This is a genomic window from Shewanella sp. SM68, from assembly GCF_025653925.1.
GTDB classification, from domain to species: Bacteria; Pseudomonadota; Gammaproteobacteria; order Enterobacterales; family Shewanellaceae; genus Shewanella; species Shewanella oncorhynchi.
In genome coordinates this window covers 37,829-54,320 of sequence record NZ_JAKKRU010000013.1, presented here as the reverse complement: position 1 = coordinate 54,320, position 16,492 = coordinate 37,829, and the positions used below count along the sequence as shown (strand labels likewise).

At 45.3% G+C, this 16,492-nt stretch carries 14 protein-coding genes; 3 read left to right on the top strand and 11 right to left on the bottom strand.

The features are described 5' to 3' along the window. Positions 1 to 70 precede the first annotated feature (70 nt). Complete coding sequence (gene rplY, locus L5M40_RS18610) at positions 71 to 358, bottom strand: 50S ribosomal protein L25 (protein WP_028760163.1); 288 nt, start codon at positions 356 to 358, stop codon at positions 71 to 73. A 303-nt stretch (positions 359 to 661) separates the two neighbouring features. Between rplY and L5M40_RS18605 the strand changes: the two genes are divergently transcribed. Continuing rightward, positions 662 to 1,093, top strand: a complete 432-nt coding sequence (locus L5M40_RS18605; RefSeq protein WP_106650352.1) for a hypothetical protein — start codon at positions 662 to 664, stop codon at positions 1,091 to 1,093. Here L5M40_RS18605 and L5M40_RS18600 read toward each other — a convergent pair. From L5M40_RS18600 to L5M40_RS18555, 10 genes are all read right to left on the bottom strand, one after another. After that, positions 1,044 to 1,592 (bottom strand): DUF882 domain-containing protein, encoded by a 549-nt coding sequence (locus L5M40_RS18600; RefSeq protein WP_263176351.1) that lies wholly within the window; start codon positions 1,590 to 1,592, stop codon positions 1,044 to 1,046. The genes L5M40_RS18605 and L5M40_RS18600 overlap by 50 nt on opposite strands. A 154-nt stretch (positions 1,593 to 1,746) precedes the next feature. Then, a complete protein-coding gene (locus L5M40_RS18595; protein ID WP_411569008.1) occupies positions 1,747 to 3,225 on the bottom strand; it encodes a L,D-transpeptidase family protein in 1,479 nt (492 codons plus the stop codon). 324 nt (positions 3,226 to 3,549) lie between these two features. Then, positions 3,550 to 5,733, bottom strand: a complete 2,184-nt coding sequence (mdoH, locus tag L5M40_RS18590; protein ID WP_263257038.1) for a glucans biosynthesis glucosyltransferase MdoH — start codon at positions 5,731 to 5,733, stop codon at positions 3,550 to 3,552. Positions 5,734 to 5,756: 23 nt separating this feature from the next. After that, positions 5,757 to 7,385, bottom strand: coding sequence for a glucan biosynthesis protein G (locus L5M40_RS18585; protein WP_049821716.1), 1,629 nt, complete (start codon positions 7,383 to 7,385; stop codon positions 5,757 to 5,759). A gap of 490 nt (positions 7,386 to 7,875) precedes the next feature. Further along, on the bottom strand, positions 7,876 to 9,273 hold the full coding sequence (locus L5M40_RS18580) for an ATP-binding protein (protein ID WP_219250499.1): 1,398 nt from the start codon (positions 9,271 to 9,273) through the stop codon (positions 7,876 to 7,878). An 84-nt stretch (positions 9,274 to 9,357) separates the two neighbouring features. Next, a complete protein-coding gene (locus tag L5M40_RS18575) occupies positions 9,358 to 10,017 on the bottom strand; it encodes a response regulator transcription factor (RefSeq protein WP_028760171.1) in 660 nt (219 codons plus the stop codon). A 20-nt stretch (positions 10,018 to 10,037) separates the two neighbouring features. Next, the gene (locus L5M40_RS18570) at positions 10,038 to 10,946 is read right to left on the bottom strand and encodes an FAD:protein FMN transferase (RefSeq protein ID WP_263171244.1); all 909 of its coding nucleotides are present in this window, start codon (positions 10,944 to 10,946) and stop codon (positions 10,038 to 10,040) included. Positions 10,947 to 11,076: 130 nt separating this feature from the next. Continuing rightward, on the bottom strand, positions 11,077 to 12,396 hold the full coding sequence (locus tag L5M40_RS18565) for a DUF3570 domain-containing protein (protein ID WP_131525479.1): 1,320 nt from the start codon (positions 12,394 to 12,396) through the stop codon (positions 11,077 to 11,079). Between the two features lie 164 nt (positions 12,397 to 12,560). Next, a complete protein-coding gene (locus L5M40_RS18560; RefSeq protein WP_028760174.1) occupies positions 12,561 to 12,779 on the bottom strand; it encodes a DUF4266 domain-containing protein in 219 nt (72 codons plus the stop codon). Between the two features lie 3 nt (positions 12,780 to 12,782). After that, positions 12,783 to 13,250: a TlpA disulfide reductase family protein gene (locus L5M40_RS18555; RefSeq protein WP_028760175.1), complete on the bottom strand. Its 468-nt coding sequence runs from the start codon at positions 13,248 to 13,250 to the stop codon at positions 12,783 to 12,785. Positions 13,251 to 13,634: 384 nt separating this feature from the next. Between L5M40_RS18555 and hyaA the strand changes: the two genes are divergently transcribed. Together hyaA and hyaB are read left to right on the top strand one after the other, a co-directional pair. Beyond that, positions 13,635 to 14,771 carry a nickel-dependent hydrogenase small subunit gene (hyaA, locus tag L5M40_RS18550; protein ID WP_028760176.1) on the top strand — a complete coding sequence of 379 codons (1,137 nt, stop codon included), beginning with the start codon at positions 13,635 to 13,637 and terminating at the stop codon, positions 14,769 to 14,771. Positions 14,772 to 14,774: 3 nt separating this feature from the next. Further along, a complete protein-coding gene (gene hyaB, locus L5M40_RS18545; RefSeq protein WP_028760177.1) occupies positions 14,775 to 16,478 on the top strand; it encodes a nickel-dependent hydrogenase large subunit in 1,704 nt (567 codons plus the stop codon). Positions 16,479 to 16,492: the final 14 nt, after the last annotated feature.

Below are 16,492 nucleotides of genomic sequence, written 5' to 3'. Positions count from 1 at the left end.
TAAATACAAACAACTAAAAATCAGCCACAAAAAAAGCGCCCTTAGGCGCTTTTTGCTTCAGTTACGACAATTAAGCGTAAACGAAGTCAACATGTTCAATGATTGGCTTGAACACGTGGCGTTGCATAGCTTGTGCACGAACACCCACTTCTTTACCATCAACAACGATAGTCAGAGTAGAAGTGTAGAAGTCAGCATTAGCTTGAATGTTAATGATATCTTTGTGATCAAAAACAATAGAAACTGGCTCTTTGCCTTGGCCATAAATAACAGCAGGTACTTTACCAGCATGGCGTAGGCGGCGGCTCGAACCTTTCCCTATTTCAGTGCGGGTTTGTGCTTGGATAGTGTAAGACATGTGTTTCTCACTTAAATTTAGAGTAAAAAGTTGCCGGCATTTTCGACCAATGACGGCTCATATAAAGCGCGCGAATACTAACATAGATACCCAAGGCGCACAAGAATACCGCAAGCCCTCTATTTATCGGCGTCAGCGTTAGCAAAACAGACCGCTATTTATCAAATTGAGGAACTTGTATCTTGGCTGTTACGGCAGAGAAAAGGCTTTGATCTCAAACAAAAAACACGAGATCTAGATCACACTGGGAAATTGAGAAGCCTGTTAAGCTCGGGCAAATTTCGATAACTGCTGTGTCAAAAAATGCGTCATGCGCTATACCAGTTACAACAAGAAAATAGACTTTCATGCCAACTGGCCCGTGAACTCGTTTCTCTTATCGAAACCGTTCCTTATCAGCAAAATACCCTCGAATTAAAATTCTTAGAATTGCTTGCCTGTACCCAACAAAAAAACCGCAGCTTGATCTTACTTATGCAAATTATTGAGTCCGTCGATATTGAGTCGCAGAGGCAAAGACAATATCAATTTTCACAACGTCTCAGCCTATTGATCTGTGATTGGCAACAACATAGAGAAATGAACAAACTCAATCAACAATTTATCCCGCTGCTCAGACATTACTTGATCGAATCGCAAGCCTTGGAACAAGATTTTTATCAGCAGATCCAACAACAGATCATTGCTACCAGTGCCTTACCGGACCACAATCGACGTGCACAAAGCCAGAATTAGGATAATAACCCACGCCACCGAGTTTCAGGGATAAAGCCGCTTCTCTGAGGGTTTTTAGTTTAATGCTAGGGATCGCTATGTCCATCGCCATGCCGCGCATGTGATAACTCTTCTTAGCAACTCCGCCACTGTGGCTCACGAGCATGGCATTGGTTTTTGGTGAACGGTAACCGGAAATCACATGGATTTCATCGTTGGTATTCAAGGTTGTTTTGAGCGAGTGGAGTAAATCAAATAAGCGCTTATCCATAGGCGCTGCCACATTCTGACGATGATCCCGCAGCAAATGATTAAAATTGTCTAACACCTTGCTCTGATAATGACCATCTACCCAGTAACTACCGTCATCGCGCTCGCCAGTATGACGATTAAACAAACTTAACTCGCGGATCCCTTTGGTTGAACGGCTGGCAACCGCTTTTGAGGGAATAAAGGAACATAATGCCACACCACTAAGGCCTAACAATAACTGCCTACGGGCAGGACATATTAAAGTCACATGATCACCTTTTGTATGCTTTTTGGTCACTAGTAAGGCAAATTATACTGAATAAGCCCTAAGATCAAGTTTTGCCAACCCCATTCTGACTAGGATTTCAAAATGCCAAGCGAGTTCAGATGCTTATCTTGCTCAACTTTACAGCACAAAAACGTTAATGTTGTTCCAAAACCGTGGCAGGCACAGCATTCGTCAGCTCAGGTTCCAAATCATAAATGTCGCGACGGTATTGCTCCTGCCCACTATCGTCTAACCATGCAGTCCAGTAAACCAGATGCACGGGCAACTTTTCGGAAAGTGAAAACCACTGAGGTTCAGTAATACCAAGGGCTAACTTGTCCCATAAACGTTTGTCTTTTACTAAATGCTCTTTAAACCACTGGGCTAATTCAGTGGCTTTTTCAATACGAATACACCCAGATGATAGTGCCCTATCGTCCTTTTTAAAGAGACTTGGCTCAGAAGTTCCATGTAAATAGACACTGAAACTGTTATCAAAGTGAAACTTATATTTACCTAATGCATTCTTCGCCCCAGGGCGTTGTACAAGCTGATAGGGAAACGAAGCGCTGGCTAAGGCCTGCCATTCCTCTGGCATGCGTTGCACCCGTTGACCGTTATAATCGTACACATCAAATTGACGTTCATTAAGATAATGACCATTTCGCTGAATTTGCGGCAGAATGTCCCGCCGTAAAATGCTGCTAGGCACTCGCCAACTAGGGTTAAGCACCACGCTAGAAATCTGACTGTCCAAAATCGGTGTTTGCCGAGAAGATTTACCCACAATGACCTTGGAACTTAACACTGGCGTACCATTATCGACCAACGTCATCTCAAAAGCGGGCACATTAATCAGCAAATAACTCGGCTCTAATTTACGTTCAAACACTCTTTGTCGAATAGTGTTTTTAGCTAATAGTACCGCCCTCGCCCTTGGCGATTGGTTCACCCAAAATAAGGTCTGCTTACCTATCACCCCGTCCTGTTTTAGCCCATGCTTTTGCTGAAAGCGCTTAATGCCAATCATAAGTTCTTCGATATAAACTTGATTCACTCTAGGCTCAGTGGCTAAGTCTCCCAATATCCACATACGCTTTGCTATGGTATCAACGATCTGATGACTCATTCCTAAGGTTAACTTTTCATCTAGCACTAAAGTTTCCCATGGTTCAATTGTGTCCAATTGCACTAAATGGGCGATTTGCTTAAGCACCCTTTGATATTGGGGATCCACTGGAATAACGGATGAAACCGTCCCTGGGGCTCCAGCGTTGTTACATTCAGCGGATGTCATCACATAATGCCAGTAACCGGTAACATCAGCTTGGATTCGTACTAAATCAGCAGTAGATAAGGTATTAGGAGAAAGTGTTAAGTCACGATAATGCTGGCCAAATACTGGATTAACGCCGGCGAGATCCAATAGCAACACCTCTGGCACTAAGGCCGCAAGCGGCAGCACAGCAGTAAGATCTTCAGCTTTACCCTCAAGATTTGGCTGCGCAGCAATACTCGAATTTGATGTCAGGGATTGAGCGCCATCAGCTGCACCTACCTTTGGCACTAAAATTATTGGAATACAGAAAAAAAGACTGAGTAATAGTTGCGCTAGATAACGCCTCGTCGGCATCGGGTTAATCTGCAATGCTTTCAAGTTCGCGATGTGGAACTCCTGCTCTATCAATTCGAGTTCTCTCACGTTTAGCGTTACACGCATGGATGGGGGCAAATAGCGAATGATCTTTTTCAATATCATAAATACTCCCTTAGCTATTTTTAAGGTCACCTGAGAGCCAGCGGTTATATCAGTTAACAACACTGTTATATGACTATTCCATGGAGATCAATTAATTACTAGGGGTTAACTCCAGATAATGAAAAGAAAAATGCCACTGAGGTCGTCAGTGGCATTGATATCAAACAAACTCGCATAAATATGCTGAGCAAGTGCTCGTTAGCAAAAAGACACGAGATCTTCTTCGACAAATTGCTCTGGTAATTTCTGTAGGCTACGTAACATCAAAGGATTTGCCAACACCATCGCCATTTCTTGACGATTGAGTAAAGCTAATGCGCTCTGTTGACAACGAGCTTCATGCACCTTCACATGCACTATGGCTTCCATCGCTTCAATTGGTGTACCCGCAGCACGCAAAGGCTGTTTATCCACCATGGCTAAATGCAATTCCATCAACGCAGGGTCTTTAAGTACCTGTGCTAACGTCCAAGGCTCAGCAATGTGTCTTTGGTAAGCGGCGCGCGCTTCTTGCGCTTGCAGACAAATTTGCGCAGGGTTACGTTCTTCTGGTGTTGCAAGAATACCAGCACGCTTGAACACTTCGCCAATTTTAACTGAACCTGTCCATGCCGAAATAGGCACAGCAATCCACAGACCGATCAACGCCGGACTCATCCAAGCTAACAAAGTCAAAGAATCCAAAATAGCCGCATAACCTAACATCACACCTGCCAGCATATGCCAGCGGTGACGATAGATTAACGTCATCCAAGGCATACTGCCGTCATCACGACGTTGCGGCGACCAACCACTGTCCCGCCCCATCAGAATTGACATCACAGCACCACAATGGATAAACATCATGATAGGTGCAATCAGCGCTGAAAGTATGACCTCAAAGATCACACTAAATATCGCTTTAATTCGACCACCAACACTGCGAGCAAACTCACCGTCTTTAAGCAGCAACAAGACCCCAAATACTTTAGGGCCAAACAAAACCCCCATAGTAATGTAGAACAATCTTAATGCCCTATCCGAGTCCATGATGGGCCAAGTCGGGAACAGTGAAAATTGATCGGTGAAATATTCAGGTCGAATAAAGTGTGCCTGCAAAGCCAACATCAAACCGGTCAAAATCAACATCAACCAGAAAGGAGATGACAAATAAGCCATGATACCCGTCAGTAAATGTAAACGGCTTACCCAGTGCAAACCTTTAGTCGGCAAAATACGCGAATGCTGCAAGTTACCTTGGCACCAGCGGCGATCACGCACGGCTAAGTCGATAATCGACGGTGGACATTCTTCGTATGAACCCGGTAAGTCATAAGCAATGACTACACTCCAGCCCGCACGGCGGATCAGCGCAGCTTCAACAAAGTCATGGCTCATGATATGGCCACCAAAAGGTGGCTTACCCTTAAGGTTGGGTAATCCGGCCGCGGTCATAAAGGCTTCGGTGCGGATAATGGCGTTGTGGCCCCAGAAGTTACCTTCTTTTTGTACCCACCAGCCTAACCCGGTACCAATTACCGGACCATAAATACGCGCCGCAAATTGCTGTAAACGGGCCATTAAAGTGGTGCCATTGATCAACGACGGAATCGTTTGGATCAAACCCGCATCAGGATCGGCCTGCATGCGCTGAGCTAAGCCAGTGATGGTTGAAGACTCCATCAAACTGTCGGCATCAAGCACTAACAAGTGATCATAACGCGACCCCCAACGACGGCAAAAATCGGCTACGTTACCCGCTTTACGGGCGACGTTTTTACGACGGCGACGGTAATACACCCGCGAATGCTTATGGGTTTCTTGACGTAACACCAGAAACGCCTGCTCTTCGAGTAAAGCAATATCGGGATCGGTAGTATCACTTAAGATAAACCAATCAAAAGCATGACCGTGACCCGTTTGCGACAAGGTTTCAGCCATTACTGAAACCGCCGAGAATACCCTATCAGGAGATTCGTTATAGGTCGGCATCAAAATCGCGGTTCGCGTATGCAGTTCAGACACTTGCAAATCTTTTGCCCGCGGTTTTCGCAGTAAAATTAAAAAACCTGCAATACCGCTACAAAACGCCAAAGCAATCCAGCAGAAGTTAACCGCAAACAGCACTAGCACTATATATTCCAGAGGAGTAATTCCGCCAATGCTAAATACCGCCCCCATTTCATAGATAGCAAACAAAGATAATAATAAAGCCCCACCCACCACAAACACACGACGGTAGGTACGCGAGCGTACCCCATCAGCCACAGTGCTACGGCGAGGGAATCCCTCTGGCATCTTACTTAAATTTTGGGGTTCCATAGCGCCAGGCCGTTCATTTGGCATAGCACTACCACCCACGAGGACTTCCGTCTCGAGTACCGAGTTATCGGATACAGTCATATCATGTTGCTCCGTCATGAACCTTAAAGCGTCCAGCGATAGAGCCAGGTTTCAACCTGACGAGGAGTTGGGAACTTAAGTTCAGCGCGCAGTTCGATAAGATCTTTATCTTCTGGCTCTAATTCAAAAGCTAAGCGATAGCCATTTTTAGCGGCATTACGGGCAATCACCACGTTCGTGACCACACCACCAGAAGCTTCAACTTTAGCGACTGGCATTTCATCTGTCATCGGCCCTTCAACTTGATAGTCGACCACAAATAAACGTCTTGGAGTCGCCTTAGCAATATCGGCACGACCACTGGCAGAGCGAGAAATATGTACGGCACCGACTTTCGCAGCAGGTTCTTCACCCCAACTCATGCGATAGGCAAAATGAAATTCACCGCCAGCAGGAATAGGCTGACGTGGTTTCCAATAACTAACAATGTTGTCATGAATTTCAGACTCTGTCGGAATTTCAGTCAACACCACTGAACCTTGCCCCCAATTACCCACAGGCTCAATCCATAGGCTTGGGCGACGTTCGTAATGGGCTTCTAAATCTTGATATGACGCATAGTCACGCTCACGTTGGATCAGACCAAATCCCTGAGGCGAGTTGTCAGAAAACGCACTGACTTGTAACTGACGTGGATTAGCCAATGGGCGCCATAAATGCTCACCACGACCATTTAACATCAATAAACCATCAGAATCATGCACTTCAGGTCTAAAATCATCGGTGTCGTGACGACCATTGAGTGAATGTAAGAACATGCTAGTGCTGGGAGCTAAACCGACTTTGCTCAGCTCAACACGAGGAAACAGTGTCGCTTCTACATCAATCAAGGTGTTATCACCGGGACGGACAGAGAAAGTATAGGCACCTGCTACGCTTGGGCTATCTAACAAGGCATGCACAACAATCAAGTTGCTGTCATTGTGTGGACGCTCAACCCAGAAGGCGCGAAATATCGGGAATTCTTCCCCTTCAGCGTCAGCAGTTTTTAACGCCAAACCACGGGAAGATAAGCCATAGGCGTTACCTTTACCTAAAGCACGGAAATAACTCGCACCTTGGAATACCATAAGCTCGTCAAATACACCGTTCGTATTCAATTGGTTATGAATACGGAATCCTGAGTAGCCAATGTCATCATTTGGTAGCGCTTGAGTAATCACTTCACCCGCGGTGAAATATTTAGGCTCATAGGCTAAGTGCGTTGCATTCTGACCTTCTACAATCGCAATCTCGATCAGATCCTGAAAATAGAAACCACGGTGGAACATTTGCATTTGAAATGGCACGCCCTGATCACGCCAAATAGACGCAGTCGGGTTAAAACGAATATCTCTGTACTCATCGTATGACAGTTTAGCAAGACCAGCTGGCAAAGGATCTTTGAGGGTCACATAAGGTTTCGCTGCCAAACGTTTTGCAATCTTCACGACAGTTTCGCTATCAAAAGCGCCTGTCTTAGTGAATCTGATTTGATTTTTTGTACTGGGCTGAGAAATCACTTTCGGTGGAGTAACCACAGGAACTGCCTCGGCGGGTTTTGTCTCTTCAGCGTACGCGACACCAGACAGGGCGACTACAGCGCCTAGCGTCAGTGAACATATGAGTGACGAATAAGGTTTGGACGATGGGCAACGCAACAAGCTAACCATAGATAGGTAACCTAAAAAATAAACTAAGAAATCAATGTTTTTTATGTATACAGTGAATTTTTTTCACTCTGATTTAGGGATGAAAAAAAACAGTTGCTTACATATCGCGAAAGATATCAGAAGGAGAAAAAAACTCATAAATAAAGATGCAGTTAACCCCTTCTACACAATACTATTTGAGAATAAGCTTATACCAAAAATGAATATTAAAATAACATTATCATGCTTATTTCTGTTTTCAAAGTTACAAAAACAAATTAAGTGATCCAAATGCTACATTATTGAAAGTAAAATGAGCCTTTTTACACCTCAACTAAGTGTTGATGATCATAGATGAAATATCACAATAAGCGAATCAATCTGTTGGTAAGCCTAAGGATTAACACTAAGACAGCAGGAAATTTCAAAATTTTACCCGCTTAAATGTATCAAAACAACTGAGCTGATGTCACTGAAACTGCGGATCTATTTTAACATTTCATTGCCTGAACTATTTTGGCAGAAAAAGTGTCACAGATAATCCACCTTGATCCCTAGGCGCAATCACTAAACGACCTTGGTGCAATTCTATGATGTGATAGCAGATAGACAAACCTAATCCCGCGCCTATGCCTTCATTTTCATTCACACGATAAAAACGTTCTGTCGCATTGGCAATCTGCGGCTCTGTCATGCCTTGGCCTCGATCCGCGACACAAATACAGATTTCATCATCCAAAGCATGGGCCGACACTGAAATCTCCGATTCCTGTGGACTGTATTTACAGGCATTTTCGATAATATTCTTCAGTACAAGTAGCAAATAAAAACGATCACAGGTCACCGTTAGATTGGATGCGATATCGATATTCCATTCATAATCTGTGATTTGTGGCATTAATTGATTAAGCGCATCTTCGACCATAGGCAAAATGGCGTGGGATGACACATTAAGCTCATTAATCGAGTCCACCCTTGCTAATACGAGTAATTGTTCAACGGTATGACTCATGTGCACTACGCCAGCATCTATCGCAGCTAAATGGAATTTCTGCTGCGGATCATCATCAATCAGACTCTCTAAGCCATGTTGATGTAATTTAATCACAGATAATGGCGTTTTAAGCTCATGGGCCGCATCGGCGCTAAAACGACGCTCACGGGCGATAAATCGCGCGATACTATTGATATATAAGTTCAATGCGCGCCGAACAGGGACTAATTCTTTAGGCAATGACATAGTCAACGGGGTCAAATCGTTGGGCGCACGTCCAATTAATTCTCTTTCAAAGGTTTTTAATGGCCGAAACAAGAGATAAAACAAGAAGCTAACAATAATTAATGTTAAAGGCACTACCATTAAAGGCACGATAACGGCGTTATGCATGATTTGCGATACGAGCTCTTGGCGTACTTCATCCTGTTGAGCAGTGACAATCCAAACATGATTTTTAACCGAAAAAAAACTGAACACATGCCAGAGTTCTCCTTCGAACACTTTCTTATGATAACCCTGTACGAATCGACTGATAGGTTGATGACCAATATTATCCGATAAAACTAAGGCTTCACCCGCCTCACTCCAGATTTGAAACGCCAATTTATGCTCATAGGCCAGTTTCAGCGCATCGGCCTTTTCGGCAAAGGAACTGATCTGGCTATCGGGAACGTGGAGCACTTGGGGTATGACGAGATCCTGAGCTGTTGCATCGGGCTCAGTATGATAGAACAACTCCAACATTTTAGCGGTTTGGAGCATTTGCGCATCGAAGAGTTCTTCGATTTGATGCTTAGAATCCCGAGTACTCAACCAGCTAGACACAGCGACGGATACTGAAATACCTGACAAAATTAATAATGTCAGTACCAAACGCAGTGAATACACATCTAGCCCCTTTAATCGAATCACTTCTTTTTCCTAACGACTATGCTTCAAGTCATCACTGCGTTATCAGTACCCACAAACGTGGAGCTTGTCACTTAACTCTTCAAATTAATTTATTTCAATCAAGGTATAGCCTATTCCACGCACGGTTTTGATTAATTCATTGGCAAGTTTTTTGCGCAGATGGTGGATATGCACTTCTATTGAATTACTGCCGACTTCATCCCAGCCATAGGTTAACTGTTCTAACTGGCTGCGGGTCAATACACGCCCTGCCGACTGAGCGAGTTCGAGCAGTAATTGAAATTCACGCCGTGAAAGCAGCACATTTTGATCGCGAAAGGTCACTTCACGGGTATTTAAATCAATGCAAAGCGCACCAATAATCAAACTGTTGTGATCGAGCCCATACTGACGTCTGACGATGGCACGAATGCGCGCGGCTAGTTCACGCACATCAAAAGGTTTACCGAGATAATCATCGGCGCCCATGTCTAAACATTCGAGCTTAGTGTCAAAATCCGTATTAGCGGTCAGGACTATTGTGGGAATTGACACTCCCTGCTGGCGCCAAGCTTTAAGCAACTCTTTACCATTACCGTCAGGCAATCCCAGATCGAGTACTATGGCACTGAAGCTTTCATTTTTAACCCCCAGCAAAGCTTGCTGATAACTATTAAGGTGATCAACTTGCATACCCAGCTTTGCCAAACTCAAGCAAATCCCTTGGGCTAATAACTCATTGTCTTCAACCAACATAATACGCATTCAATGTCCTTAACTGAGCCCTAACGGAAAATACTGAACTTAACATCTTGTTGCTGTAAAAAATCTTCCGCGTCTCGCCCCTGCAGCATAGCCATAGTGGCGAGCATACCTGCAGTCACGCAGTTTGGCCCTAACACAGTCACAGAGCGCGGCGCATGGATAACGGGATAGCCAGTGCGTGGGTCAACAATATGGCCGTAACGCTTTCCATCGACTTCAAAAAAGCGCCGCGTATCGCCACTGGTCGCTAATGCACCCTGACTAATCGACAGTACACTCGCAGCGTGGTCAAGGTGTCGTGGGTCTTCAATTCCCACTTGCCATGGCGTCACTTTGGACACGGGACAAGCGATATCACCGCCAAAATTCACTAACACTGGAATGTCTGGATAACATTCGGCTAACTCATAGGCGACTCTGTCGACCGCATATTCTTTTGCGATACCACCAAAATCCAATTTCATTCCTGTTGGCATCTCAATATGGCGCGAATCAAACTCGATGCGTTCAAATCCCACTAAAGCTTTCGCGGCAAGTATGCGGCCATGTTCGGGCAATTGGGCTTTGGGATCAAAGCGCCACAGTTCCATTAACGGCCCAGCAGAAATATCAAAGAGTCCATCACTGAGCTGAAAACATTGTTTAGCAAAAGCCAATAACTGCCAGGTTTCTTCATCGATAAGCTGCTTATGACCATTGGCATGGTTTAATTGCCACAGACAATTCTGCGCGATAAAGCGACTGTACTTATGTTCGATACGCAGCGCCTCAGTGACAGCCATATCCAACATATCGTCTGCAATATCAAATTGATCGCACCCAATGAGTATTTCACAGGGACTCGCCATGGCCCTAAATTCACCCACATAACCCCAATCACGGCGCTGCAACGAATAAGGTGCGGTCTTTAGGGACGATGTCGACATCATAAATCACCTCTTCACATGGCATCCCACTGGGATTGCGATTGAATAAGTTCAGGCACAAATTGAGTATGGGTAGCTAAGCTACCCATACAGTTTAACGCCTTGCTATCTGAGCCAGTAGCATTATTTCGTATTAAAAAGAATAACTAAACTGTGCTGTAATTGCCTTCTGAGTCGGAAACAGATCGAAGTTTTGCAGCTCTCCAGGAATCGTAGCGCCGTTATTTTTCGGATCCTGTTGGTAATACTCTAAGCGATACGACATTTCATGACCGCCCGATAATCTATGGCCAAATTTAACCCCAATCGTATAAGCCGACATATCACCGATACGATAATCGGCACTGGCAAACTCTGGCAGTGGCGTATCAGCCATCAAGAAAGGTTGATAGAAGTTAGCCGCCGTTTGTTGGTAATAACGTAGATGCAATTGACCGTAAAAATTGCCCGTAAAGTAATACCGATAATGGGTTTCTAAGGTATGCGATGTGAGATCCCAATCATCAGTATTATAACGGTAGGAAAAATCCACCACGCCCGCATCTAATGCGCCTTTGGTCATCACGTAAAAACTGTGCTTCAAGCGCGAATCGGGGCGGCTCTCATACAATAAATCCTGAGTAATGCCGTTGTTATCCACCACACTGAGCACCTTGTAGGGATCCGTTAAATAGCCATTGACACTCGACAAGCCGTAATTGGCTTGCAACAACCAGCGCTGACTAAGCACTTGAGTGATACCTAACATCACATCCGCGGTCTGCTTATTATCACTGCCACCTTGACGGGTCGCATCGAATGCGCTGCGATAAGCTTCCTCACTGGTGAAGTTATCGCGAATGACCATCGAAGATAAATCCACCGGACGACCGCCAACGGGGTCAACCACATCGAAACTATAAGCCGTACCTAAAAATAAAGTGGTGTTGTCTTTATTAAACCCTCGCTCAATTCCGGCATTGATGCCCATTGACATATAATCAAACTCTTTCGAGCCATATGCGCCAACATTGAGTTTCCAATCTGGTGTTAGCACTTCACTCCAACCGACATTGGCTTGTACGCGAGTATCGTGAAAGGTGTCATCTAACGGCGTTTCTCCCGCTGAAACATGATATTGACCATTACCAGATGGTCGAGTAAACGTTTGGCTGGTACTTTGGGCCACGGCGCCCGATGCTGAAGGCCCCGTTAGACTGTCAACCACGAGTTTGAGATCCAGCACACTGTCATCGCCAAAGGCTTTTTGCGCTGTGCCTATGGCTTCGATGGCTTGTACTCTATCTTGCTCACCGTAATACATTAACGCAGCATCGATCTTCCAGTCGTCAGCTTTTTTAGATAATTCAGTCGCATGGCCACTTGTTGCAAACAGTCCACAACTGGCTAATGCGAGAGCACCCGCTATCTGCTTCGATTGTTTTGTATTTATTTGGTTCTTTTTTTGAGTCATAGCTGACAACACCTGTAGGTCACTTCCATCTATTCAATACCGCGGGATTTCGCCCCAGATTTTAGAACATCTGCTCGTCACATTTGTTTTAGTAGGTCTGTTCATTACGTCTGTGCGTTACATTTATTCGTTACATCTAAGGGCAAATAACACCAACGGAGAGTTTAGTTACAGCCACATCCGCCACCGGCAAATGCACGTCCGCCGCTACTGCCTTCTTTACTAAAATAAATATGATCATCGAGTGCTAGATCGAGCTTTTCACTGTCGAGCGCCATATCGCTGCGGGCCAACTGGCCTTTCTCCCACGGCTGCACTCCTAAACTTGAACATCCACTCAAACCTATGATGAGCGTTACTGCGACTAATGCGGGTTTAAGCATAAATTACTCCTTCAGTAAATTGACGAGTTCTTGCTCGTATTCAGCGGTTTTATCGGCATAAAAGCCAACATGATGCTGTACTAACTGACCTTGACGATTGAACATAAAACTGCTCGGCATGCCCAGCAAATCGAAACTGCGCGCGACATCACCTTCTGGATTGAAACGCACTGAAAAATTGGCAGGGACTTGTTTTAAGAATTCTTGAGCTAACTCGTTATCTGTATCTAGATTGATTGCCACGACGGCCAAACCTTGATCTTGATACTTTTTTTGGATCTCATTCATCCAAGGAAACGATTTACGGCAAGGGCCACACCAGGATGCCCAAAAATCGACATAGACGACTTTGCCTTTAAACTCACTCAGGGAAACAGCTTGGTTTTGCGCATTAAACACTTGATAGTCCAGCGATGGCGCGGCTTGTACGCCTGCGGCCAATAAACTGAGTAACAATAATATTTTCTTCATAGCATATTCCGCGTTAACGATTACGTTCGAATCTATTAACTGAATCTTAAGGTTTTCTTAAACAAGCTTATATAAGTTTAATTAACCTGCTCGCCCAGACTCACCACGCGAATGAACCATAGTCATCTGCATGGCCTTAATCACATGAGTGCTGATTAAGTGACCGATTTCATCCAAAATGGCAAATGTGAGACATTTTGTCCCATTAGAAAAAGTGAAATTAGATCTGTGTCATGTTAATTAAATGTCAAAATCAGTTCGGTCACATCTCTTAAAAATTCTTGATATACATCAATAATCTTTACACTCCAACGGCCTAAACTGACACTGTCAATTATGTAAACCCTTACCAATTTACATTTAAATAACAAAAAAGGTTGACCCATGGACACACATGCAGCCCTATATGAACAGGGAAAGGCGCGCTTAGATGCGTTACGCCAATTCGCTCCCCGTCAACAACAATCGCTGATTGAGAAAATGCAACAGCACGGCATTAGTCGCCGTGATTTTATGAAGTGGAGTGCCATGGTGACGAGCATGCTCGCATTACCCCTCCCCTTTAGTAACTTAGTGGCCGAAGCTGCCGAATTAGCCGATCGTGTACCCTTAATCTGGTTACATATGGCCGAATGTACTGGCTGCTCCGAATCTTTAATTCGTACCGATACCCCCAATCTAGACTCACTGATTTTCGATCATATTTCCTTGGAATATCACGAAACCTTAATGGCTGCAGCGGGTTGGCAAGCTGAAGAGAACCTCGAACATGCACTCGAAACTTACAAGGGCCGCTATTTACTGGCCGTTGAAGGGGCGATTCCGACTGCAAATAACGGCAGTTTCTTAACTGTGGGTTGTAAAGGCCACACGGGTTTAGAAATCATCAAGCATGCTGCTGAAGGCGCCGCCGCGATTATCTCTGTCGGCACTTGTGCGGCGTTTGGTGGGGTGCAAGCCGCTTATCCAAACCCAACGGGGGCGAAAGGCGTGCATGAAGTGGTCAGTAAACCCGTGATTAACTTAGGCGGTTGCCCACCGAGTGAAAAGAACATAGTCGGCACTTTGATGTACTTCATCATGTTCGGAAAATTACCTGCGCTGGATATGTTTAATAGACCTAAATGGGCTTACGGCGCACGGGTACACGATAACTGTGAACGCCGCGGCCGCTTCGATGCTGGTGAATTCGTTGAAGAATTTGGCGATCACGGTGCGAAAGAAGGCTACTGCCTTTATAAAGTCGGTTGTAAAGGTCCTTACACCTACAACAACTGCCCAACCGAGCGCTTTAACCATCACACTAGCTGGCCAGTACTCGCTGGACACGGTTGTATGGGTTGCTCAGAACCTAACTTCTGGGACGATATGGCTGACTTTGAAAAACCCCTTGGCCGTCAACTCCTCCATGGATTGGATGCGACCGCAGATACTATTGGTGCGGTGATTTTAGGCGCGACTGTGGTGGGCATTGGAGCCCATGCCGTTGCCAGTATTTTTGCCAAACCGCTGGAGGAATAACCCATGAGCAAGCGCGTTGTTATCGACCCTATCACACGTATCGAGGGTCACTTACGTATCGAAGTCGAAGTTGATGAAAATAACGTCATCAACAAGGCTTGGTCATCCTCCACACTTTGGCGCGGTATTGAAGTCATTCTCAAAGGCCGCACGCCTATGGATGTTGGCCTTATTGTGCAACGTATCTGTGGCGTATGTACCTATTCCCACTACCGCTGCGGTACTGAAGCGGTTGAAAATGCGCTAGGAATTCAAATTCCATTGAACGCGAGATACTTACGTTCATTAATGCAAACCTCTTTATACATGCATGACCATATTGTGCATTTCTACCATCTACACGGCTTAGATTGGGTTGATGTGGTTTCTGCACTGAGCGCCGATCCTGCTAAAGCGGCACAAGTTGCCCTGAAATACACAGACCATCCCATAGCGGCGGGTGAAGGTGATTTAAAAGCGGTACAAGAAAGAGTTAAAGGCTTTGTCGAAACGGGAAAATTAGGTCCATTTGCCAACGCTTATTGGGGCAACGGCACCTATAAATTTACCCCAGAGCAAAACCTTATCGCGCTATCTCATTACCTTAAAGCGCTTGAAGTACAACGTGTTGCGGCAGAAATGCTAGCCATTTTTGGTGGCAAATCACCACATCCACAATCCGTTGTTGTCGGTGGTGTGACTTCGGTGCGCGACATGCTCAGCCCTGCTCGCCTGCAGGAATGGAAGCAAAAACATGCGACAGTAACTGACTTTATTCTGCGTGCCTATCAAGCAGATATCGTGATGGCGGCCGAAGCCTTTGGTACTGAACCTAGCGTGTTGGGCGGCGTAAACGTGAAAAACTTCATGGCGACCGATGACTTTGTGTTAGCCAATGGCGAATACATGTTTAATCAAGGCGTGATCATGAATGGCGACCTTGCTGGTGTCAGTGATGTGAATCCAGATCTGATTGCCGAAGACGTCAGCCACGCTTGGTATAGCGCCGATGCGCCGCAGCATCCCTATGACGGTACAACGATTCCTAATTACACTGGTTTTGTTGAACGCGACACTGTCTACGGCAAATTGCCAACACTGGATGGTGATGGCAAATACTCATGGGTGAAATCTCCCCGTTATCAAGGTGAGCCCGTCGAAGTGGGTCCACTCGCCTGCCTATTGGTGAGTTATGCCCGCGGTAACAAGGTGGTCGTGGATTCGGTTAATGGCCTGCTCGCTCGCACAGGTCTACCCGTAGCGGCTCTATTTACCACTTTAGGTCGCACTGCAGCCCGTATGTTGCAGACAGTCATCGTCGCCCAAGAAGGGTTAAAAACCTTTGATGCGCTGCTGACGAATATCCAGTCCGATGAATCTACCTATGTAAAACCCAATATTGATCCAAATAAAGAGTATGTAGGTCACGCCATGATCGAGGCGCCACGCGGCATGTTAAGCCACTGGATCCGCATTAAAAATGGAGTGATTGAGAACTATCAAGCCGTGGTACCGACGACCTGGAACGCAGGTCCTGTGGATGCCAACGGTAAAATGGGTCCCTATGAAGCCTCTTTAATTGGCTTGAAACTGGAAGATCCTACTAAGCCCCTTGAGGTGATACGTATTATTCACTCATTTGACCCTTGCATGGCGTGTTCTGTACACGTAATGGATTTCAAAGGCCAAGCATTGAGCGAGTTCCGTGTCAGTCCCAATGGTCAATAATCGAGGGAGGGAAC